Here is a 21,348-nt window from a genome sequence, read left to right as displayed (position 1 = left end):
CCGAGACTCAGCCCGGCGGCCCCGTGACGGCGTGCTCTGCCGATAACGACTGCGGCGGCGCACACGCCGCCTGCTCGTCGAACACGCGGCTCGCGCGCACGTCGGCGGCGTCGATCAGCGTGAGTGCGTCGGCATCGAGCGGCTGGCCGCCTTGCAGCGCCGACGCGAACAGGCGATTCGCCTGGCGCAGCCGCGCGCGGTCGAGCGCGTTACGCACCGAGCGCGCATTGGCGAAATTCGGCTGACGGATGCGCCGCGCCAGATAGTCCGCAAACGCGCGCCGCGAAGCAGCGTCGAAGCGGTAATGCAGGGTCCCGAGCATGCGCTCGGCGATCTCGAGCAGTTCCGTTTCGGCGTAATCGGGAAACGTGATGTGATGCGCGATGCGCGAACGAAAACCGGGATTGCTCTCGAAGAACACCTCCATCCGCGACGCGTAGCCGGCCAGGATCACGACCAGATCGCTGCGCTGGTTCTCCATCGTCTGCAGCAGAATCTCGATCGCTTCCTGACCGTAGTCGCGCTCGTTTTCCGGGCGATACAGGTAATACGCTTCGTCGATGAACAGCACGCCGCCCATTGCGCGCTTCAACACGTCGCGCGTTTTCGGCGCGGTATGGCCGATGTACTGACCGACCAGGTCGTCGCGCGTCACCGAGACCAGATGGTTGCGGCGAATGTAGCCGAGCCGGTGCAGCACCTCGGCCATGCGCAGCGCGACGGTCGTCTTGCCGGTGCCGGGATTGCCGGAGAAGCACATGTGCAGCGTCGGCGCGCCGCCCGCGAGACCGAGCGAGGCGCGCGCACGTTCGACCAGCAAATGCGCGGCCACCTCGCGGATGCGGGTCTTCACCGGTGCGAGTCCGACCAGATCGCGCTCGAGTTCGCCGAGCACCTCGCCGATGCCAGAGTCGCGATAGAGCGCCGCGAGATCGACTTGCGCCGCGTCGCGGCACGAAGCGCGCGCGTCGCCGTCGGTGGCGATGTCGGCGGTAGCGGCGGCGGCCTGCGCGGTGGACGGCGGGCTTGCGTCGGCTATGGCGGCGTCTGTCATGGTTTCTCCTTGCAGCGGGTCAGCGCGCGGATCGTTGGGCGGTTGGTCGAACGGGTCAGCGTGCCTCGCCGTAACGCTCGCCCGCCGGCCGCTCGCTCGCATAGCCCGCGATGCTGTAGCGCTGCGTCCGCCCTTGCACGTCCTGGCGTTGCAGACGGAAGCCCGGCTCCACGTCCGGCCGGTTGACGATGAACGACAGGCGCATCGTCTCGAAGGTGCGCACCGAATCGAATGCGTTGACCTTGATGTAATGCTGCGGCCGCGCCGCGCGGCATGCCCTGACTTCCTGCAACACGCCCGCCGCATCGTGCAGATCGAACATCGGCAAGCCCCACATTTCCCAGTACGTGTTGCGCGGATGCGGGTCGTCGGTGAATTCGACCGAACAGGCCCAGCCCTGGCGCAGCGCGTAGTCGATCTGCAGGCCGATTTCCTCGTCGGTCAGCTCGGGCAGGAAGGAGAACGTTCCTTGTGTAATGCGCATGACGAACCTCGTTGATTGATGTCGCGTTCAGAACGGCGGCAACGGTTTCCTCGCGCGGAGCCGCTGCGCCGCGTTGCGAAGTGGTTGATAGTTGTGGACGGTTGCTGCTGGTTGCTGCCAGTCGCTGCTTCATGAACCGGCCGTTGGTGCCGCTGCCGGATACCTCTCACATGCTCGGGCCACCCGGCTCGACTAGGCCGCTGTCGGCGTGGCAGCGAAATCGGGTGTATCGGTGGACGCATAGTTGAACGTCACGTCACGCCACGTATCGAGCGCCTGCTTGAGCGGCGTGCACCAGCGGGCAGCGGCTTCGAGCACGTCGGGTCCCTCGTGCAGAATGTCGCGGCCCTCGTTGCGCGCCTTCACCATCGCTTCGAGCGCGACGCGGTTCGCGATCGCGCCGGCCTGGATGCCGGCTGGATGGCCGATCGTGCCGCCGCCGAACTGCAGGATCGCGTCGTCGCCGAACAGGTCGAGCAACTGGTGCATCTGCCCCGCGTGAATCCCGCCCGAGGCCACCGGCATCACCTTGCGCAAGCCGGCCCACGGCTGATCGAAGAAAAGGCCGCGCGACAGATCGACCGCGTTGTGCGCATCGCGGCACACGTTGTAATAGCCCTGCACCGAGAGCGGATCGCCTTCGAGCTTGCCGACCGCGGTGCCCGCGTGCGCATGATCGACACCCGCCATGCGCAGCCATTTGGCGATCACGCGAAACGAGATGCCGTGATTGCGTTGCCGCGTGTACGTGCTGTGTCCCGCGCGATGCAGGTGCAGGATCATGTCGTTCTTGCGGGCCCAGCGCGACATCGATTGAATCGCGGTCCAGCCGATCACGAGGTCGATCATCACGATGCACGAGCCGAGTTCCTTCGCGAATTCGGCGCGTTCGTACATGTCTTCCATCGTGCCGGCCGTGACGTTCAGATAGTGGCCCTTGACCTCGCCCGTTTCCGCCTGCGCGCGGTTCACCGCCTCCATCGAAAACAGAAAGCGGTCGCGCCAATGCATGAACGCCTGCGAATTGATGTTCTCGTCGTCTTTCAGAAAATCCAGTCCGCCGCGCAAGCCTTCGTAGACGACACGCCCATAGTTCTTGCCCGACAAACCGAGCTTCGGTTTGACCGTCGCGCCGAGCAGCGGCCGTCCATACTTGTCGAGCCGCTCGCGCTCGACGACGATGCCGGTGGGCGGCCCCTGGAAAGTCTTCAGATAGGCGACGGGTATGCGCATGTCTTCGAGCCGCAACGCCTTGAGCGGCTTGAAGCCGAACACGTTGCCGATGATCGACGCCGTGAGGTTCGCGACCGAGCCCTCTTCGAACAGATCGAGCTCGTAGGCGATATACGCGAAGTACTGCGGCTCGTCGGCGCGTGCAGCGGGCACCGGCTCGACGCGATACGCCTTCGCGCGATACATGTCGCAGGCGGTGAGCCGGTCGGTCCACACCACCGTCCACGTCGCCGTCGACGATTCGCCGGCCACCGCGGCCGCCGCTTCCTCTGGATCGACGCCGGGCTGCGGCGTGATGCGAAAGAGCGCGATGACATCGGTTTCTTTCGGCTCGTAGTCCGGTTGCCAGTAACCCATCTCGCGGTATTTCATGACGCCTGCCGCGTACCGCTCGCGCGGACTGCGCGGCTGGCCTGAATGACGTTCGGGCTCGATCACCGGTTGACTGAAATCGTTCATGACGTGTCCTCGAAGGTGGCAAGCGCGCTGCCGGAAGAACGAAGCGCTTGAGTTGCACTGTAGGCACGGACACGCCCAAGGGGAATTCACGATTTTATTTGGCAGACTTAACCGATCCGTTATCGGTTGCACATCGTGATGCGCTTTTTCGGGACCCGCGAAAAGATTGGGTGCAGTATGTCTTGCAGGCGAGGCGAGGACAGCGTGACAACGCAACCGGATGCAGCGAACGCGCGATGGAACACTTTGCTTCGTTTTCGCCACACCGCGCGGCGGCTTTCGTGATGCGGGCAGCAGGTTTCCGCGTTGCCGCCGCAGGGCTGTCGTATAGCCGCCATGCAAGCTGCCGTGGCGGCGCAATTCGGCAGGCGCTGTATTGGCTGCCGTACGCGCGCCGGCACCTGCGGCGGGAAGCACGCATAGGCATGGAGCTTGCGTGATACCCGCTGCCGTTGCAGTCCGGCATCACGCCGGGCCGGCGGCGCAACGCTGTTTCAACCCATGGAGGAAGCACGTATGCAATGGACGACCCCGAGCTACACCGACGTACGCCTCGGTTTTGAAATCGTGATGTATGTCGCTACGCGTTAAGCCCGCAAGAGGGCCGCACGCCGCGGCCCCTTTGCGAATCCTGTTGGTGTTTGTCATCAGCTAACCGGCCGGCCTTTCGGCGCTGTCAGGACACGCGTTCCCATCCATGATCCACGAAACGATCGTCACCACGGCAGCGTGCGATGGCCGCCCTCATATCGCGCCGATGGGCGCCCGGTATGAGGGCGAGCGTGTCGTGCTTTCTCCTTTCCGTCCGTCCACGACGCTCGACAACATCGTCGCGTCGCGCGCGGCGGTTCTGAATTTCACCACCGACGTGCGCATCTTCGCGGGCTGCGTCACGCACTGCGCGACCGACTGGCCGACCGTGCGCGCAAGCCGCGTCGCGAGCGTGCGCCTTGCCGAATCGCTCGCGCACGCCGAGCTCGAACTCGACGAAATGCGCGACGACGCGCAGCGTCCCGTGCTGTTCATGAAATGCGTGCACCGCGAAAACCACGCGCCGTTCGCGGGCTTCAACCGCGCGCAGTCGGCCGTGGTGGAAGGCGCGATTCTCGTGAGCCGGCTCTTCATGCTGCCGGCCGACAAGGTCGACCGGGAAATGGCGTATCTGCAGATCGCAATCGACAAAACCGCCGGCGACAACGAGCGCACGGCATGGGGATGGCTCGTCGCCGCGATCGCGCGGCATCGGGCGAATCTCGAAGCAGCGGGCGGCGCGCCCGCCACCGTCGCACATCACTAGTTCCTCGGAGAACACCGATGACCGCATTGCTCGCGAGCGTCCGCTCGGACGACGAAGCATTCGACGCCGCTCGCGCCGGTGCCGAACTGATCGACCTGAAAGAGCCGAACGAGGGCGCGCTCGGCGGCCTGTCGATCGGCGAGATTACGCACATCGCGCGTCAACTGCGCGCGCGCTACCCGGTCAAGCCGATCAGCGCGGCGATCGGCGACGTGCCGGCCGATGCGTTCGACGAAATCGCCGCGCGCGTGATCGAGGTCAGCGACGCGGGCATCGACTATGTGAAGGTCGGCGTCGCGCGCGGCCCGGCCGCGCGGCGCTGCATCGAGCAGCTCGCGGATCTGCCCGCGACCGTGGTGCCCGTGTTGCTGTGCGACGGCGGCATGGACGACGAACTGGTCGGCCACATCGCCGCGCTCGGCTTTGTCGGCATGATGTTCGATACCGCCAGCAAGGACGGCAGCACGCTGTTCGATCACGTCGATGCCGACACGCTCGCGCGCTGGCTGCGGCTCGCGCGCGAGCGCGGCGCGATGGTCGGCATCGCCGGTGCGCTCGGCTGGGCGCAACTGGAGCAGATCCGCGCGCTCGCACCCGACGTGGCGGGTTTTCGCACCGCGTTGTGCAGCGACGGACGCCGCTCGCGGCTCGATCCCGAACGCGTCGCGCAGTGGGCGAGCGCGTTGCATCGGCCGGCTTCCGGCGAATGGGGTGCGGGCGATGCGTCCCGCTCCCCCATCGACATGCCCATCACGCGACGGGAATATTGAGCAGCCGGTCGCGCATCAACGCGACGTTGTTCTTGTCGAGCAGTTCGACCACGTAGTTCGCGTCAGTCACGTAATCGACGAAATTGCGGTCGACCACACCCGCCGCCGCCAGCGTCTCGAGCGCATCGTCCGTGGCAATCGGACAGGATTTCACGACGATCAGCCGCTCCGCGTTGAGCATCGTCGAGAGCCAGGCCGCGAGGCTGTCCGAGGTCGTGTCCCAGTTGCTCATCGCGTCGGGCGTGTCGCGCATCAGCGCGGTCGGCACCCAGACGGCGACATGGCCGTCGCGCAACGTGCGGCGAATCTTCGCCTCGCTCGACGCCAGCACGAGTTCAGGCGCCACGCCCTGCATCAGAAGCGCGTACTGCGTCATCGCGAGCAGACACATGTTGTGCGCGGCGAGTTCGTTGAAACGCCACTCGCTCTGGTATTGGCGCACCTTGTCGGCGAAATCGCCGCCGCCCGGCACGATCACGACACGGCCGCCGCCAACTTCGCATAGCTCGGTGAGCCAGTGGCGCAGCGCCGGGTCGTGACTCAGACTGCCTCCGATCTTGACCACCCACATGACTGTTGTCCTCGCGTCCAGTTGAGTGCCCGGCTGGGCTCCGTCATGTTTCAAAACCGTGCTTTTCGCTACCGCTGCTTTTCACTAACGCTTTTCACGACCGCTGCTCATGACAGGGTTCGCGCGCTTGCAGATCGCTCGCCGCGAGCAGCGCGACCGCCACACTCGGCGCGCACGTCGCCGCCCACGCGGCGCAATCGTCCGGCACGCCCGCGAGCGCACCGAAGTCGCGATAGCCGCGCGCTTCCTCGCGCGCCAACGCGGCGACGAGGAACCGGCCGCAGCCCGCGCCCACGAGCGGCGCGGCGGCGAGCGCCGGATGCGCCGCGACCACCCGCGCCAGATTCACGCCGATCTCGCGCAACTGGAGCGCGCGCCAGCGCCGCGCGAAATGCAGCCAGTCGGCGGCGGCCGCTTCGTGCGCGTCGCGCCCGATCATGCGGGCAAGCCGCGCCCGGCTCGCGGCCTCCGTCTTCGGCCCCTGGTCGGCGCTCGGCTGCACGTCGTGCAGCGGGTCGAGTTCGCCCGTCAACCGGTAGACGTCGGCGGTCGTCGCAAACCATTCGTTCATCACGTTCACTGTCACACCGCCAAATTCGATGCGATGCGCGACACCGCACAACGGCGTGCGCACCACGCCCTGGTACACGAGTTCGCCGGTGGCGAGCCGGCCGGCATCGGTCGAAGCGCGCGCGACGACCCGGCCGCCGGCGATCGGAATGATGTCGGTGGTCGTACTGCCGATGTCGATGAGCACGGCGTTGGCCGCGCGGGTAGAGACCCAGTTCGCGGTGGCGAGCCAGTTCGCCGATGCGACGTGGCGCCAGTTGGCCGCGCAGGCGTCGGCGGAGAGCCAGCCGGCGTCACCGGCGTAGAAACGTAACGGTGAACGCGGTGGCGAACCCGCCGGCGAATCCAACTCCGCACCGAGCCGCCGCGCGAGCGTGGCGACGATCGCGCGCACGCCTTCGGCACGATCCGCGAAGAGGTCGACCATCTCGCCGGTCATCGTCACGGCGTGCTGCGCGGTGGACGCGCGGGCCTGCGGCCAGCGCTCGAAAACGAGGCCGACGGTGCGCTCCAGATGATCGAGCCCTTGCCACAGCGGACACGCCCATTGCGCGACATCGCGCACGGCACCGGTGCTATCGGCCAGCGACACCTTCACATGCGCGCCGCCGACGTCCCAGCCGAACACCGCCGCGGGGCCCGCATCGTTCGTGTCGTTCCCGATGTCCTCGCTGTCGTTCACCACGCCGTTCGCCCGTTGATTCGCCATGTCGTCGATCTGTGCCGTGCTCAAGGCCGCACCCCGAGAGTCGGCAGCGGCGAGTTCACGCGCGCCGCCCCGCATCGCCCGACGCGCACCCCATGCGCCGCGAGCAAAGCGCGCGCAAGCGCGCCGCCGCGTGCCGCGGACAATCCCGCATACGCCACCGTGAGACGCGGATTCACCTCGATCACGACCGGCCCGCGCTGCGGATGCCACACCACGTCGATGCCGACAAAGCCGCACAGGCCCGGTATCGCCTGCGCGACGCGCTGCGCGAGCGCTTCGAGCGTGCGGCCCTTGTCGCCGAGACGATCGATCTGATCGACCAGCACGCCGTCGAATTCGACGATCCGCGCAGTCTGGCGCGACGCGTCGCCGTCGCTCAAACCGATCTGCTGACGGTTGATGCTCACCAGTTCGGTGTCGCCGCCGCGGCAGATCAGCGACAAGCTCAACGGCTCGCCGTCGACCCACGCCTGCAACACGGGATTGCGCGCCGCGGCCGCGCGCGCGTCGTATTCGGCGCAGGCATCGGCGAAGCGGTCGAACACGAAAGTATCGAGGCCGCCCGCGCCATCGTCCGGTTTCACGACCCAGCGGCCGTCTTCGCCGGCAACCTCCTCGCCAGATTCGCCCACCTCGCCCGGTTCGAGCGCGGGCGTCGCGGCGATTCCCTGCGCGGCGAGACATGCCGCGGTCGCGCTCTTGCTCGACGCGACGCGGATCGCTTCCTTCGCGCAGCCGAGCCAGCGCGCCGTGCCGACGGCATCGTGAAAGCGCAGCAGCAAGCCGTCGCATTCAGGCGCGATGACCCACGCGTAATCGTGCTCGCGCGCCACGCGCGCGACGAAGGCCGTCATCGATTCGCCGGGCGCGGCCATACAATGAGCGTCGCCCGCGCCGGGCGTTTCGAAGCGCGAGGTCGCGAACGTGACCTGCACGCCGTCGAGTTCGTGCAGATCGGCGACCAGCGCGTCGCGCATCACCCGCCCTTCGACGATCAGCGCGCTCAGGTCGGCGAGACTGCCCGCGGCGGCCAGCTCCGGGTCGATGCCGCCGCCGGTGAGATACTCGTAGACAAAGATCTTGGTCAAAGGAACGCGCCCCTATGCAGGTGATACCGGTTCTCGATCTGCTCGACGGCCACGCCGTGCGCGCGGTGCGCGGCGAACGGACCGCCTATCGGCCCATCCAGTCCCGCCTCGCCGCGACGAGCGAGCCGCTTGCCATCGCCCGCGCGCTGCTCGATGCAAGCGGCGCGCGCACGCTCTATATCGCCGATCTCGGCGCGATCCTCGGGCGCGGTGCGCATGTATCGACGCTCGCCGCGTTGTGCGCCGCGCTGCCCGGCATCCACATCTGGATCGACGCGGGCTTCGCGGACTACGCGTCGATGCGCGCACTGTTCGAGCGCATCGACGCGATCGGGCAATCCATCGAACCTCGATCGAGCGAGCCGGCCAGTCAGCCCTACGGTCAACCCTACACTCAGCCTGACAACCAGCCCATCATTCAGCCCGCCAGCCAGCCCGACAACGAACCCGGCGGCCACGCTGCCCGCACCGGTCTCGCGACGCTCGTGCCGGTGTTCGGCACCGAATCGCTGCGCGACATCCACGCACTGCGCGCGGCGCAAACCGCCGGCCTCGCGCCGATCCTCTCGCTCGATCACCGCGCGGGCGAATTGCTCGCGGCCGCCGAACTCGAACGCTCGTCGGCATGGTGGCCATCGCGCGTGATCGCGATGACGCTCGATCAGGTGGGCAGCTACGCCGGGCCCGACCTCGCCACCTTCGAACGCATCCGCGCGCGCGCCGCCGCGCACACCACGGTGATAGGCGCGGGCGGCATCCGCAATCGCGCCGACATGACCGCCGCGGCCCGCACCGGCGCGACTGCATGGCTGGTTGCGTCGGCGCTGCACGACCGGCAGATCGGCTCCGCGCTCACCGGCTCCTGCTCCGACTCCTGGTAGGCTTGCCATACAATTTCCATGCCACGCGATCAGCAACCTGCGAATGTAAGCGAACGACAAGCTGGGCAGGCTCGGCGTGACACTCTGCTCCAGCGCGGCACACAACCTGTACGGCGCAATGGCCTCGCGGCGGTCTCACTGTGGCCTTTAAACCTGCGTGCCGCGGCTCGTTCGACGCACGCCGCGCGAAGCGTATTCAGACTCACGATCCGCTGAACGCAAAGCAGCACGACCGTGCGCAGTCATCCGGTCCATCACGAGCGCGAGCGCGTCGCCGCGTCATCGCTGCAATCGGCATGGAGCTTGCTAAAAGTGCGCCATGCACCTGTCCCCTACCGATCCATCGACTCCCCGCACGAGCGCACCGAGCTCACCGGGCGTAACCGGCGCGCTCGTGCCGGCCATCACTCGCGACTGGACCTGCCCGTTCTGCCCTTTGCTGTGCGACGACCTCAGCGTCCGCTCGCACGGCGACGGCACGCTCAGTGTGCAGGACACCGAATGTTCGCGGCTCACGCAGGCACTCGCGCAGTACGGCGCCACCGACGCGCAATGCCGCAGCCTCGTCGATGGCAGCGAGGTGGATGGCACAGCCGCACTGGCGCGCGCCGCGCAGCTTCTCGCGAACGCGCGCCGGCCGCTCTTCGGCGGTCTCGCCACCGACGTCGCGGGCGCCCGCGCGCTCTATGCGCTCGCGGCCGAATGCGGCGCGATACTCGATCATCTGCATGGCGATGCGCTGAGCCCGGCGACGCTCGCGTTGCAGGACCGCGGCTCGTTCTTCACGACGCTCTCCGAAGTGCGCTCGCGCGCCGACCTGCTGGTGTTCTTCGGCTGTCAGCCGTCGCGGCGTTATCCGCGCTTTTTCACGCGAACGCTGGCGGGCGCCGATCTCGCGCGCGAGCTGGTGTTCGTCGGCTGCGCGGCGGACCCGGCGGCGGACGGCTTCGCGCAAACGCGCACGGAAACGCTGCTCCCGCACGCCGATCCTTTCGACACGCTCGCGCTGTGGTCCGCGCTCAGCGAAGGGCGCGAGCCGGCTGCGCTGCAGCGCGACGATGGGAGCCATGACGGCAGCGGCCATGACGCCAGTGGTAATGACACCACCGCTGACGCCCGCCCAGACGCCACCCCAGCCGCAACGCTCGCGTCATTGCAGGCACGCATCGCGGCGGCGCGCTACACGGTGGTCGTCTACGAGCCGGGCGCGCTGCCGGGCCCGCACGCGGCGCTGCTCATCGAGGCGCTGAACCGGATCGTCAAGGCGGCGAACCGCACGAGCCGCGCGGCATGTCTCGCGCTCGGCGGCGACGACGGCGCATTGACGGTCAATCAGACGGTGACCTGGCTCTCCGGCATGCCGCTGCGTACGCGCGTGTCGAAGCCCGCGCGAATCGCCGGGACCGCGCCGCTCGATCACGATCCGTACCGCTATCGCGCGAGCCGCCTCATCGCGGACGGCGAAGTGGACGCGCTGCTGTGGGTCGCGAGCTTCGCGCCGCAGGCGTGGCCGGCTTCGCTCGATGCCGCCATCCCGTTGATCGTGCTGGGCCATCCGGCGCTCGCCAACGCCGCAAAGGCGCGCGGTGCGAACACCGTGTTCATTCCGGTCGCGACACCGGCTATCGACAGTGGCGGCCATCTGTTTCGCGTCGATAGTTCGGTCGTCATGCCGCTTGCCGCCGCGCGCGGCGCCGCGCTCGCGCCGGTGGCGGAGATTGCCGCGCGGCTGGGCGCTCTAACGAGTGAGCTATCGGGTGAGTTGTCAAGTGACATATCAAGCGCCCGCCCGATTCCACGCCCGAGCGCCGCACCGCCCGCGCGCCCGCCCGCCCAGCCCCCCGGCGAGGCGCGCCCATGAGCCTCGTCCGACTCAAAGGCGGCACGCTCTTCGACCCCGCTCACAACGTGAACGGCGAACGGCGCGATCTGACGTTCCGCGACGGCCGCATCGTCGACGTTGCGGCCAATACGCCCGCCGATCGCGAATACGACGCCACCGGCATGATCGTGATGGCGGGCGGCATCGACATGCATTCGCATATCGGCGGCGGCAAAACCAATCTGTCGCGCCTGCTGCTGCCCGAGGACCATCGCGCCGATCCGCTGCGCGACGCAGCCTATGAGGCGGTGCAGGACGACGCGGGCCGCTATCTGCGGCTGCCGTCGTGCGGCGTCTGCACGCCGGGCACGCTCGCGACCGGCTACCGCTACGCCGAAATGGGCTACACCGCCGCGTTCGAGCCGGCGATGATGCCGTCGAACGCGCGTCACACGCACCTCGAAATGGGCGACACGCCGATCATCGATCACGGCGCCTACGTGATGCTCGGCAACGACGAACTGTTCCTGCAGATGCTCGCCGCGCGCGACGACTTCGAACGCCTGCGCGACTACATCGGCTGGACGATTCATGCGAGCAAGGCGCTCGGCGTGAAAGTGGTCAACCCGGGCGGCATCTCCGCCTTCAAGTTCAACCAGCGCTCGCTCGACGTCGACGAGCCGCACGTGCACTACGGCATCACGCCGCGCGAAGTGCTGCATACGCTGTCGCGCGCGTTGACCGAATTGCGCGTGCCGCATCCGCTGCACGTGCACGCGAGCAATCTCGGCGTGCCCGGCAACATTGCCTCGACGATCGCGACGATGGACGCCGCCGACGGCCTGCCGATCCATCTGACGCACATCCAGTTTCACAGCTATGGAACCGAGGGGCCGCAGAAGTTTTCGTCGGGCGCGCGGCAGATTGCCGAGGCGGTGAACGCGCGGCCGAACGTGTCGATCGACGTCGGCCAGATCATCTTCGGACAGACCGTCACGGCCTCGGGTGACACGATGATGCAGTTCCGCAACACGCCGCTCGCGCGGCCGCACAAGTGGGTGGTGGGCGACATCGAATGCGATGCGGGCTGCGGCGTCGTGCCGTTCCGCTATCGCGAGCAAAGCTATGTGAACGCGCTGCAATGGATCATCGGCCTCGAGATTTTCCTGCTCGTCGACGACCCGTGGCGCGTCGCGATGACCACCGATCATCCGAACGGCGGCCCGTTCACGAGCTATCCGCATCTGATCCGCCTGCTCATGGACAAAACGTTCCGCGACGAGCAGCTCGCGAAGCTCAATGCCGACGCGCAGGTTGCGAGCGCGCTGCCTGAACTCACGCGCGAGTTCTCGCTGTACGAGATCGCAATCATCACGCGCGCAGGTCCCGCGCGGCTGCTCGGCCTGCGCGATCGCGGCCATCTCGGCGCGGGTGCGGCGGCGGACATCGCCGTCTATCGCGACGAGCCGGACCGCGAGCGGATGTTCACGTCGCCCGCCTACGTGTTCAAGGACGGCGAACTGGTCGCGCGCGACGGCACGCTCGTCGCCACGCCGACCGGCGGCATCCATTTCGTGTCGCCGGACTTCGACCGTGGCATCGAAAAAACGCTGCGCGCCTATAGCGACGCGAACCTCGCGAGCAACTTCGCGCACGCCGCGATCAGCGACGACGAGGTATGCAGTTGCTGCCGTGGCGGACGGCTGTTGCCCGTCGAATGTCTGGTCAACGGTTGAGGGCGGCCGACCTATGTCAGACGCGATGCGCAATGAGGAGCCGCCCACGATGAACGCTCCGGCCACGCTCGAAATCAACGGCACCGTGATCGACGCGACCTTCGCGGAAGCGTTTCCGATGAAGGCGACGCGCCTCGTCATCACCGCGCACACGCTCACCTGGGCGATGCACGCGGCGAACTCGCTGACGGGGTTCGCCACCTCGGTGATCGGCTGCGGCTGCGAGGCCGGTGTCGAGCGCACGCTGGCGCCCGGCGAAACGCCGGACGGACGGCCGGGCGTCGCGGTGCTGCTGTTCGCGGTGTCGTCGAAGGAACTCGCGAAGCAGATCGGCCGGCGCGTCGGGCAATGCGTGCTCACGTGTCCGAGCACCGCGGTATTCGGCGGCATCGATCCCGCCACGAGCCGCGCGCCGCTCTCTGATCTCGCGCCGCTCGGCAGCGGGCTGCGCTTTTTCGGCGACGGCTGGCAGATCTCGAAGATGATTGGCAACACACGCTACTGGCGCGTGCCGGTGATGGACGGCGAGTTCGTCTGCGAGGACACGGCGGCGACGGTCAAGGCGGTCGGCGGCGGCAACCTGCTGCTGCTCGCGCGCGACCAGGACGCCGCGCTCGCCGCCGCCGAAGCCGCCGTCGCGGCGATGCGCCGGCTGCCGAACGTCATCATGCCGTTCCCCGGCGGCATCGTCCGCTCGGGCTCGAAAGTCGGCTCCCGATATGCGGGCGCGAGCGCTTCCACCAACGACGCGTTCTGTCCGAGCCTGATCGGTCTGTCGGCGCGCAGCGAATTGAGCGCGGAAGTCGGCTGTGTGCTGGAAATCGTGATCGACGGTCTCACTGACGCCGATGTCGGCGCGGCCATGACGGCCGGTATCGCGGCGGCGGCCGGACTCGGACGCGCGGCGGGCATGCTGCGGATTTCGGCGGGCAATTACGGCGGCAAGCTCGGGCCGTACCACTTCCATCTGCATGCGCTCGCGGCCGGAGTCGAGGGGGGCCGCGTATGAGCACGAGCACAGGCATGAACACGACGACCCTGCGCGTGAAAACGCCGCCCGGCTTTCGCGTGGATGCCGCCGCGCTGCGGCCCGCGGCGCTGGCGGGCATGAGCGTGGCCGAGATCGAGCGCATCGTTCTGCCGGCTGGCAATGAACGCTGCGTCGTCGGCGATGTGTTCGAGGTGTTGCGTGACGAAGCGGCTGAGGGAATATCTGAGGAATTGCCTGAAAGGATGCCCGCGAAAGCGCCGGTATCGCCAGCCCGTTGTGACGGCCATGCTCCGACGCTCGTCATCGACGGCGCGGCGCAATGGCTCGACCGCCTCGGCGCGGAAATGGACGGCGGCTGCCTCGTCGTGCACGGTCCGGCCGGCGACTACTGCGGCTTCAGGATGAGCGGCGGCATGCTACGGATCGACGGTCACGCCGGGCACTTCACCGGCTGCGAGATGCGCGGCGGCCGGCTCACGGTGCATGGTGACAGCGGCGACTTCGCCGCCGGCGCGCTGACGGGCGACATGGAAGGCATGAGCGGCGGCACGCTGACGATCCACGGCAACGCAGGCGCGCGGCTCGCCGACCGGATGCGCCGCGGCCTCGTGCTGGTCGGCGGCAATGCGGGCGAATTCGCGGCGTCGCGGCTGGTGGCCGGAACCATTGCCGTGGCGGGCGCACTAGGCCCGCATTATGCCTATGGGATGAGACGCGGCACCTTGCTGCTCGCGCGGCGGCCCGCGCATTTGCCTGCGACGTTCGCGGACGGTGGCCACGGTTTCGACGTATTCTGGTCTTTGCTCGTGCGCAGCCTCGCAGATGAAATCGCTCCCTTTTCGCAGTGGCGCGCGGACCGCTTGCCGGTTCGCTATGCGGGCGACCTCGCGGTCGATGGCAGAGGCGAAATACTGATCGCCGGATAAGGCAGTGCGCCCGGCCGATCGAAGGACTGAAACGGTGTTCGACAGCAGTCACCTGGACAGGAGACAGGCATGACCACAGCGGATTCCCCGGATGCAAAGCCCGATGCCGACGCGACAGCGGCTGCCCGCTCGAACGCCGGCGGCCCGCGCTATGCCGGCTTGCTGATCGCGCTGCACTGGCTGATCGCGCTCGGCATCATCGGCCTGCTTGCGCTCGGGCTCTATATGGTCGGCTTGCCGAAGGGCTTGCCTGTCAAGGCGACGCTCATCAACCTGCACAAGTCGCTCGGACTGACGGTTTTCCTGCTGGTGCTTCTGCGCATCGTGGCGCGGGCGGTCCTTCACCGGCCGCCCCTGTCACCGATGCCACCGTGGCAACGCGCCGCCGCGCGCACTACGCAGGGTCTTTTATATGTCGGCATGGTAGCGATGCCGCTCGCCGGTTATCTCGGCTCGTCGTTCAACCGCTACGGAACGCGCTTCTGGGGCATCCTGCTGCCGAAGTGGGGCTGGGACGACGCGCATCTGCGCGAGCTGTTCTTCGGCATTCACGAGGCCATCGGCTATGCGCTGATCGCGCTCATCGCGCTGCACGTGGCCGGCGCGCTGAAGCACCAGTGGATCGATCGCGACAACCTGCTCGCGAGGATGCTGCCATGACGCTACGGAGTCCGACACATAGCCCGCCGCGTGCTTCGCGGCACGCCCTGCCGCCGCTCGAAGCCGATACGCTGCGCACACGCGACGGTCATCGCGTGTGGTTCGCGGTGGCCGGCGCACGTGATGGCGTGCCGGTCGCCGTTCTGCACGGCGGCCCCGGCAGCGGCAGCCAGCCGGGCGCGTTGCGGCTCTTCGATCTGAGCCGCTTTTGCGTCGTGCTGATCGACCAGCGCGGCACCGGCGCATCGACGCCCCACGGCAGCCTGCGCCACAACCGCACCGACTATCTGATCGCCGATCTCGAAGCGATTCGCGCGCGGCTCGGCTTCGAGCGCTGGGGCGTGCTCGGCGGATCGTGGGGCGCGGCGCTCGCGCTCGCGTATGCGGGGCAATGTCCGCAGTCGGTCACGGGCGTCGTGATGCGCGGCCTCTTTCTCACCTCGGCGCGGGAAGTTCGCGCTCTGTTCGTCACGTCGCGCAAACGCGCGCCGCGCGCGTGGGCGAGGCTGCGCGACGCGGCCCGCTGCGAGCGGCCCGCGAAGCTGGCCGCCCGTTGTGCCGCCCGCCTGCAATACGGTGCGCGTTACGGTGTGGACGGTATGGACGACACGCGGCAACGCGCGCTCGCGCTGGCCTGGCGCGATTACGAAAACGCGGTGCTCGCGAGCGCCGCGCCGCGTGCTGCGGTACAACGCGCGGCACAGGCGGTACGGCGAGGCGCGCCCCAACGAGGCACGCACGACTCGCCACGCTACGCCCGCAAGCTGATCGGCAAATACCGGATTCAGGCTCACTATCTCGCGCATCGCTGCTGGCTCGGCGAAACGCGGTTGCTGGCGCTTGCGCGCCGCGCGGCCGCAGCGGGGGTGCCGCTTACCGCCGTGCATGGCGCGCGCGATCCGGTCTGTCCGCCCGACAATCTGCGGCGCTTCGGGCGCGCGGTTCCGGCTGCGCAACTCGAATACGTGAGCACAGCGGGGCATCTGGCGAGCGACCCCGCGCTGCATGCACGCGTCGCGCGCGCGCTCGCCGCGATGTTCCTTCCGGCCAATCACGAGGAGCGCAGCATGCGCCGCGCGGCATGAAGATCAAGGTACTCGGCTCCTCGGCGGGCGGCGGCTTTCCGCAGTGGAACTGCAACTGCCGCAATTGCGACGGCGTGCGCCGCGGCACGCTGAAGGCGACGCGCCGTACGCAGTCGTCGATCGCGGTGAGCGCAAACGGCGAGGACTGGCTGCTCATCAATGCATCGCCCGATCTGCTCGCGCAGATCGCCGCCAACCCCGAGCTTCAACCGGCCCGTCGCGCACGCGATAGCGGCATTGCCGCCGTGCTCGTGATCGACGCGCAAATCGATCATGTGACCGGCCTGCTGATGCTGCGCGAGCGCGACACCCCGTTGCCGCTCTATGCGACCGATGCGGTATGGCAAGACCTCGGCTCGGGTTTCCCGGTCGCGCCGATCCTTTCGCACTACTGCGGCGTCGAGCATCGCCGCATTGCGCTCGACGGCGCGCCGCTCGCGGTCGATGCCTTGCACGGCATACGGATCGACGCGCTGCCGCTCTCGAGCAAGGCGCCGCCCTACTCGCCGCACCGCCACGCGCCCGAGCGCGGCGACAACATCGGGCTCGTGCTGACAAACCTGCAATCGGGCAAGCGCGTGTTCTACGCGCCGGGGCTTGGCGCGATCGAGGAACACGTGCTTGCGGCGATGCGCGAGGCCGACCTGCTGCTCGTCGACGGCACGCTGTGGACTGCCGATGAAATGATTCGCCTGGGCCTCTCGAAGAAAACAGCAGCCGACATGGGGCATCTGCCGCAAACAGGCGCGGGCGGCATGATCGAAACGCTCGATTCGCTCAATGCGGAGCGCTCCGGCGACACCGGCAAACGAGGCGCGATCCGCAAGGTGCTGATCCATATCAACAACACCAACCCGATCCTCGTCGAGGACGGCCCCGAGCGGCGCGTGCTCAGCGAGCATGGGATCGAAGTGGCCTACGACGGCATGAGCTTCGAGCTTTGAAGCCCGCAGATGTAGTGACGAGTGCAGAGAAAGACAGAGAAATACGGTAACGAGGCGCGGCTGTGAACGACCATAAAACGGAGACGGCATGAACGCGAAAGACATTCACGACACGACACCGCCAGGCGAGGCGCGTGCAACCCGAGCACGAAGCACCGACGAGCCCGCCTGGAGCCGTGAGGAATTCGAGGCGCAGTTGCGCGCGAAAGGCACCGCCTATCATATCCATCATCCGTTCAACGTGAAGATGAATAGCGGCGGCTGCTCGCGCGAGCAGATTCGCGGCTGGGTCGCGAACCGCTTCTATTACCAGATCAACATTCCGCTGAAGGACGCGGCGGTGCTGTCGAACTGTCCGGACCGCGAGACGCGCCGCCGCTGGGTGCTGCGCATTCTCGACCACGACGGCTACGACGGCGCGGAAGGCGGCATCGAAACCTGGGCGCGTCTCGCCGACGCGGTCGGTCTCACGCGCGACGAACTGTGGTCGCTCGAACACGTGACGCCGGGCGTGCGCTTCGCCGTCGATGCCTATGTGAATTTCGCGCGCCGCGCGCCGTGGCAGGAGTCGGTCTGCTCGTCGCTCACGGAAATGTTCGCGCCGCAAGTGCATCGCGACCGGCTCGCGAGCTGGCCCGAACATTACCCGTGGATCGAACCAGCGGGCCTCGCGTATTTCCGCTCGCGCATTTCGCTCGCGCAGCGCGACGTGCAGCACGGGCTCGAAGTCACGCTCGATCATTTCACACGACGCGATCAGCAGGAACGGGCGCTCGAGATCCTGCAGTTCAAGCTCGACATTCTGTGGACCATGCTCGACTCGATCGAGAAGGCGTTTCCGCAATGAACGACCTGACACGCGCCGCAGGTGCCACGGAAGGCGCCACCCAGGCCGCGCCCCCTCTGACGATCGCGAAGCCGTTTCGCCTGCAGTGGGAGCCCGCGCAGAACGCGCACGTGCTGCTCTACCCCGAGGGCATGGTGAAGCTCAATCAAAGCGCGGGCGAAATTCTCAAACGCTGCGACGGCACACGCGACATGGACACGCTCATCGCCGAACTGGAACAGGCGTTCAATGCAACCGGGCTTGGCGCCGAAGTGCGGGCTTTCATCGCCGACGCGCACGGGCGCGGCTGGCTGGAGTAGCGCGATGACCGATCTCTCGCAACCCTCGCAACCCGCCCCGCTGCCGGGTTCCGGCGCGCAGCCCGAGGACAGCGGCACCGCCGTGCCGCCGCCGCTCTGGCTGCTCGCGGAGCTGACCTACCGCTGTCCGCTGCATTGCGCGTTCTGCTACAACCCGCTCGACTACACCGATCACAACCGCGAACTCACGACCGCGCAATGGCTCGACGTGCTGCGCGACGCACGCGCGCTCGGCGCGGTACAGCTCGGCTTTTCGGGCGGCGAGCCGCTCGTGCGCGACGACGTCGAAGTGCTCGTGGAAGAAGCGCACAAACTCGGCTTCTACACGAATCTCATCACGTCCGGCGTCGGCCTCACCGAGCAGCGCCTCGGCGACCTCAAGGCCGCCGGGCTCGATCACATCCAGTTGTCGTTCCAGGATTCGACGCAGGAGCTGAACGACTTTCTGAGCAGCACGCGCACGTTCGAGCTGAAGCAGCGCGTGGCCGCCGCGCTCAAGCGGCACGGTTTTCCGATGGTGCTCAACTGCGTGCTGCATCGCTATAACCTGCCGCACGTCGACAAGATCATCGAGATGGCGCTCGCGCTCGGCGCCGAATATCTGGAACTCGCGAACACGCAGTACTACGGCTGGGCACGCGAGAATCAGGCGCAATTGATGCCGACGCGCGAGCAGCTCGAGGAAGCCGAAGCGGTGGTCGCGCGCTATCGCCGCACGCATGGCGGGCGCTGCAAGATTTTCTTCGTCGTGCCCGACTACTTCGAGCGCCGCCCGAAGCGCTGCATGAACGGCTGGGGTGCGGTGTTTCTCGGCGTCGCGCCCGACGGCGCCGCGCTGCCGTGTCACGCCGCGCGCGGCCTGCCCGGCCTCACGCTGCCGAACGTGAAGGACACGCCGTTGCGCGAGATCTGGTACGAGAGCGACGCGTTCAACCGCTTTCGCGGTCTGAGCTGGCTCAAGGAGCCTTGCCGCAGTTGCGAGGAAAAGGAACACGACCTCGGCGGTTGCCGCTGCCAGGCGTATCTGCTCACGGGCGACGCAGCCAACGCCGACCCCGTCTGTGACAAGTCGCCGTTTCACGACAGTGTGGTCAAGATCGTGCAACGCGCGGCATCGGCATCGGTATCCGGCGCGGCAACGGCGGCCCGCGAACAGCCGATTCTGTTTCGCAACGACGCCAACTCGCGCAAGCTCGCGGCCGCGGCCCGCGAGCCCGGTGTCGGCGGCGACCACGGAGCATAACCATGATTACGGAAATCATCTCCGTCCTGCTCGTCGACGACCATGCGGTCGTGCGCGAAGGCTACCGGCGCCTGCTCGAACTGAACTCCGATGTCGAGGTGTGCGGCGAAGCCGGCGATGCCGCGCAAGCGTACCAGCGCTTTTGCACGCTACGGCCCGACGTGGTCGTGATGGATGTGTCGCTGCCGGGAGCGAGCGGCATCGAAGCGATGCGGCGCATGCTCGCGCGCGAACCGGATGCGCGCGTGCTGATCTTCAGCGTGCATGAGGAATCGATCTTCGTGCGCCGCGCGCTCGATGCGGGCGCGCTCGGCTACGTGACGAAGGCGAGCGCGCCCGACGTGCTGGTGGAAGCGGTGCGTTCGATCGCGCGGCGCGCGGGCTATCTGAGCCCGGACATCTCGCAGGCGCTCGCGATGCGCACCGCCTTCAACGAAGGGCCGCCGGGACGCCAGTTGTCGGCTCGCGAGTTCGAGGTGCTGCGTCTGCTCGTGCAGGGCTATACGCTGCCGAGCATCGCCGAGAAACTCGGGCTCAGTCAGAAGACGGTGGCGAACCATCAATCGGTGATCCGCCAGAAGTTCGGCGCCGACAACGGCGTGCAGCTCGCGCAGATGGCGAGCCGCCTCGGACTTCAGTTCACCGGCTCGGCCAGCCCCGCGTGAGCGGGCACGCGCGCGCAGAACAGAAAACCGCCCTGCGGTTTGCTCGCCACGTGGAATTCGCCGCCGAGCGCTTCGACGCGCTCGCGCATGCCGATCAGTCCGAGCCCTGCGCGCGGCTTCGTGAGATCGGTGCCGGGGCCGTCGTCGGCCATCGTCACGACGATTTCGTCGATCGGGGTTGGCGCGCCGCCCTTGCCGCGCTCGCCAGCTTCGGCGTTGTGCGCTTCGCGCGGCGCGCGCACCATGAACAGTTCCACGCGTGAGCGGCGCGCGAACTTCGACACATTGGTCAACCCTTCCTGCACGAGCCGGTAGAGCGTGATGGTGAGCGCATCGCTCAGGCCGCTGAAATCCCCTTCGATGGTCACGGAAAACGAAGCCTCGGGCAACCGCTCGCGCCAGCCGTCGACGCAGTGTTCGAGCGCGCTCGGCAAGCCGAATTCGTCGAGACCGATCGGCCGCAGGCGGCGAATCATGCCGCCGATCTCGCGATACACGTGGCTCGCACTCTGGATCAACCCGAGCGACACGCGATGAATCTCCGGCTCGCGCTCGCCCGACAGATCGCGGATGCGCGCGGCGTCGAGCGAGATCGCGTTCAGATACTGGCCGAGTTCATCGTGAAGTTCGCGCGCCATGTGCCGGCGCTCCATTTCCTGTGCCTGCAGCGCCTGATTGGCGAGGCGCCGGTTATCGGCGAGCAGCTGTTCGGCCTGCTCTTCGAGCATGCGGCGATAGCCCAGGTCGCGGCGCGCCTCGCGGTAGCGGCGCCAGGCAAACCACGCAAGGCCGATGGACAGCACGAGTAACGTGCCCGGCAATTCGTCGAGCTGGAAACGCTCCATGCCGCGCGTGAACCGGTAGGCCTTCTCGCTGAGATCGAACGCGGCGCCAAGCACCGCCGCGAGCACGGTCACGGCGCACACCCATGCGAGGTCGCGCCGTATCGTCGACTGTGGCGGCGGGCGGCCAGCGGAAGATGAGTGGATCGGGTCGCTTGACATGACGTTTGCA

22 protein-coding genes are annotated in these 21,348 nt (G+C 67.6%); 15 read left to right on the top strand and 7 right to left on the bottom strand.

All coding sequences use genetic code 11. The features are described from left to right. Window positions 1–7: 7 nt before the first annotated feature. From cbbX to B9Z01_RS28980, 3 genes are all read right to left on the bottom strand, one after another. The gene (cbbX, locus tag B9Z01_RS28990; RefSeq protein ID WP_085488999.1) at window positions 8–1,054 is read right to left on the bottom strand and encodes a CbbX protein; all 1,047 of its coding nucleotides are present in this window, start codon (window positions 1,052–1,054) and stop codon (window positions 8–10) included. 55 nt (window positions 1,055–1,109) lie between these two features. Further along, window positions 1,110–1,538: a ribulose bisphosphate carboxylase small subunit gene (locus B9Z01_RS28985; RefSeq protein WP_085488998.1), complete on the bottom strand. Its 429-nt coding sequence runs from the start codon at window positions 1,536–1,538 to the stop codon at window positions 1,110–1,112. A gap of 192 nt (window positions 1,539–1,730) precedes the next feature. After that, entirely contained in the window at window positions 1,731–3,230 is a 1,500-nt protein-coding gene (locus tag B9Z01_RS28980; RefSeq protein WP_085488997.1) for a ribulose-bisphosphate carboxylase large subunit, read from the bottom strand. 501 nt (window positions 3,231–3,731) lie between these two features. Between B9Z01_RS28980 and pqqA the strand changes: the two genes are divergently transcribed. The 3 genes from pqqA (at window position 3,732) to B9Z01_RS28965 (ending at window position 5,297) form a co-directional block, all read left to right on the top strand. Continuing rightward, window positions 3,732–3,821 carry a pyrroloquinoline quinone precursor peptide PqqA gene (gene pqqA, locus B9Z01_RS36955; RefSeq protein ID WP_035496610.1) on the top strand — a complete coding sequence of 30 codons (90 nt, stop codon included), beginning with the start codon at window positions 3,732–3,734 and terminating at the stop codon, window positions 3,819–3,821. 106 nt (window positions 3,822–3,927) lie between these two features. Further along, window positions 3,928–4,527, top strand: a complete 600-nt coding sequence (locus B9Z01_RS28970; RefSeq protein ID WP_085488996.1) for a DUF447 domain-containing protein — start codon at window positions 3,928–3,930, stop codon at window positions 4,525–4,527. Between the two features lie 17 nt (window positions 4,528–4,544). After that, on the top strand, window positions 4,545–5,297 hold the full coding sequence (locus tag B9Z01_RS28965; protein ID WP_085488995.1) for a (5-formylfuran-3-yl)methyl phosphate synthase: 753 nt from the start codon (window positions 4,545–4,547) through the stop codon (window positions 5,295–5,297). Here B9Z01_RS28965 and B9Z01_RS28960 read toward each other — a convergent pair. From B9Z01_RS28960 to B9Z01_RS28950, 3 genes are all read right to left on the bottom strand, one after another. Continuing rightward, window positions 5,278–5,868 (bottom strand): amino acid kinase family protein, encoded by a 591-nt coding sequence (locus B9Z01_RS28960; RefSeq protein ID WP_085488994.1) that lies wholly within the window; start codon window positions 5,866–5,868, stop codon window positions 5,278–5,280. The genes B9Z01_RS28965 and B9Z01_RS28960 overlap by 20 nt on opposite strands. A 94-nt stretch (window positions 5,869–5,962) precedes the next feature. After that, window positions 5,963–7,147, bottom strand: coding sequence for a hydantoinase/oxoprolinase family protein (locus B9Z01_RS28955; protein WP_085488993.1), 1,185 nt, complete (start codon window positions 7,145–7,147; stop codon window positions 5,963–5,965). Between the two features lie 20 nt (window positions 7,148–7,167). After that, window positions 7,168–8,235, bottom strand: a complete 1,068-nt coding sequence (locus B9Z01_RS28950; protein WP_085488992.1) for an ATP-grasp domain-containing protein — start codon at window positions 8,233–8,235, stop codon at window positions 7,168–7,170. 14 nt (window positions 8,236–8,249) lie between these two features. Here B9Z01_RS28950 and B9Z01_RS28945 point away from each other — a divergent pair, with 14 nt between their 5' ends. The 12 genes from B9Z01_RS28945 to B9Z01_RS28890 all read left to right on the top strand — a co-directional run bounded on the left by B9Z01_RS28945 (window position 8,250) and on the right by B9Z01_RS28890 (window position 20,334). Continuing rightward, window positions 8,250–9,116 carry a HisA/HisF-related TIM barrel protein gene (locus tag B9Z01_RS28945; RefSeq protein ID WP_085488991.1) on the top strand — a complete coding sequence of 289 codons (867 nt, stop codon included), beginning with the start codon at window positions 8,250–8,252 and terminating at the stop codon, window positions 9,114–9,116. A gap of 319 nt (window positions 9,117–9,435) precedes the next feature. Further along, window positions 9,436–10,977, top strand: coding sequence for a molybdopterin-binding domain-containing protein (locus B9Z01_RS28940; protein WP_085488990.1), 1,542 nt, complete (start codon window positions 9,436–9,438; stop codon window positions 10,975–10,977). Beyond that, entirely contained in the window at window positions 10,974–12,674 is a 1,701-nt protein-coding gene (locus B9Z01_RS28935; protein WP_085488989.1) for a formylmethanofuran dehydrogenase subunit A, read from the top strand. Before B9Z01_RS28940 ends, B9Z01_RS28935 begins: the two co-directional genes overlap by 4 nt. A 49-nt stretch (window positions 12,675–12,723) precedes the next feature. Further along, window positions 12,724–13,683 carry a formylmethanofuran--tetrahydromethanopterin N-formyltransferase gene (gene fhcD / locus B9Z01_RS28930; protein ID WP_085489095.1) on the top strand — a complete coding sequence of 320 codons (960 nt, stop codon included), beginning with the start codon at window positions 12,724–12,726 and terminating at the stop codon, window positions 13,681–13,683. Window positions 13,684–13,697: 14 nt separating this feature from the next. Then, window positions 13,698–14,591 (top strand): formylmethanofuran dehydrogenase subunit C, encoded by an 894-nt coding sequence (locus tag B9Z01_RS28925; RefSeq protein WP_085489094.1) that lies wholly within the window; start codon window positions 13,698–13,700, stop codon window positions 14,589–14,591. A gap of 69 nt (window positions 14,592–14,660) precedes the next feature. After that, window positions 14,661–15,251, top strand: coding sequence for a cytochrome b (locus B9Z01_RS28920; RefSeq protein WP_085488988.1), 591 nt, complete (start codon window positions 14,661–14,663; stop codon window positions 15,249–15,251). After that, window positions 15,248–16,336, top strand: coding sequence for an alpha/beta fold hydrolase (locus tag B9Z01_RS28915; protein WP_085488987.1), 1,089 nt, complete (start codon window positions 15,248–15,250; stop codon window positions 16,334–16,336). The genes B9Z01_RS28920 and B9Z01_RS28915 overlap by 4 nt, the downstream gene beginning before the upstream one ends. Next, on the top strand, window positions 16,333–17,280 hold the full coding sequence (gene pqqB, locus B9Z01_RS28910; protein ID WP_085488986.1) for a pyrroloquinoline quinone biosynthesis protein PqqB: 948 nt from the start codon (window positions 16,333–16,335) through the stop codon (window positions 17,278–17,280). Before B9Z01_RS28915 ends, pqqB begins: the two co-directional genes overlap by 4 nt. A gap of 88 nt (window positions 17,281–17,368) precedes the next feature. Continuing rightward, a complete protein-coding gene (gene pqqC / locus B9Z01_RS28905; RefSeq protein WP_085488985.1) occupies window positions 17,369–18,127 on the top strand; it encodes a pyrroloquinoline-quinone synthase PqqC in 759 nt (252 codons plus the stop codon). Continuing rightward, window positions 18,124–18,426, top strand: a complete 303-nt coding sequence (pqqD, locus tag B9Z01_RS28900) for a pyrroloquinoline quinone biosynthesis peptide chaperone PqqD (RefSeq protein ID WP_085488984.1) — start codon at window positions 18,124–18,126, stop codon at window positions 18,424–18,426. Before pqqC ends, pqqD begins: the two co-directional genes overlap by 4 nt. 4 nt (window positions 18,427–18,430) lie before the next feature. Beyond that, window positions 18,431–19,669, top strand: a complete 1,239-nt coding sequence (gene pqqE / locus B9Z01_RS28895) for a pyrroloquinoline quinone biosynthesis protein PqqE (RefSeq protein ID WP_085488983.1) — start codon at window positions 18,431–18,433, stop codon at window positions 19,667–19,669. A 2-nt stretch (window positions 19,670–19,671) separates the two neighbouring features. Then, entirely contained in the window at window positions 19,672–20,334 is a 663-nt protein-coding gene (locus B9Z01_RS28890; protein WP_085488982.1) for a response regulator transcription factor, read from the top strand. Here B9Z01_RS28890 and B9Z01_RS28885 read toward each other — a convergent pair. Beyond that, window positions 20,304–21,338 carry a histidine kinase gene (locus B9Z01_RS28885; RefSeq protein WP_085488981.1) on the bottom strand — a complete coding sequence of 345 codons (1,035 nt, stop codon included), beginning with the start codon at window positions 21,336–21,338 and terminating at the stop codon, window positions 20,304–20,306. The two genes, B9Z01_RS28890 and B9Z01_RS28885, sit on opposite strands and share 31 nt — an antisense overlap. Window positions 21,339–21,348 lie beyond the last annotated feature (10 nt).

The organism is Paraburkholderia susongensis (genome assembly GCF_900177725.1).
Taxonomy (GTDB): Bacteria; Pseudomonadota; Gammaproteobacteria; order Burkholderiales; family Burkholderiaceae; genus Paraburkholderia; species Paraburkholderia susongensis.
The sequence above is the reverse complement of the archived record's forward strand: the minus strand, read 5'-3'. Positions and strand labels throughout refer to the sequence as shown.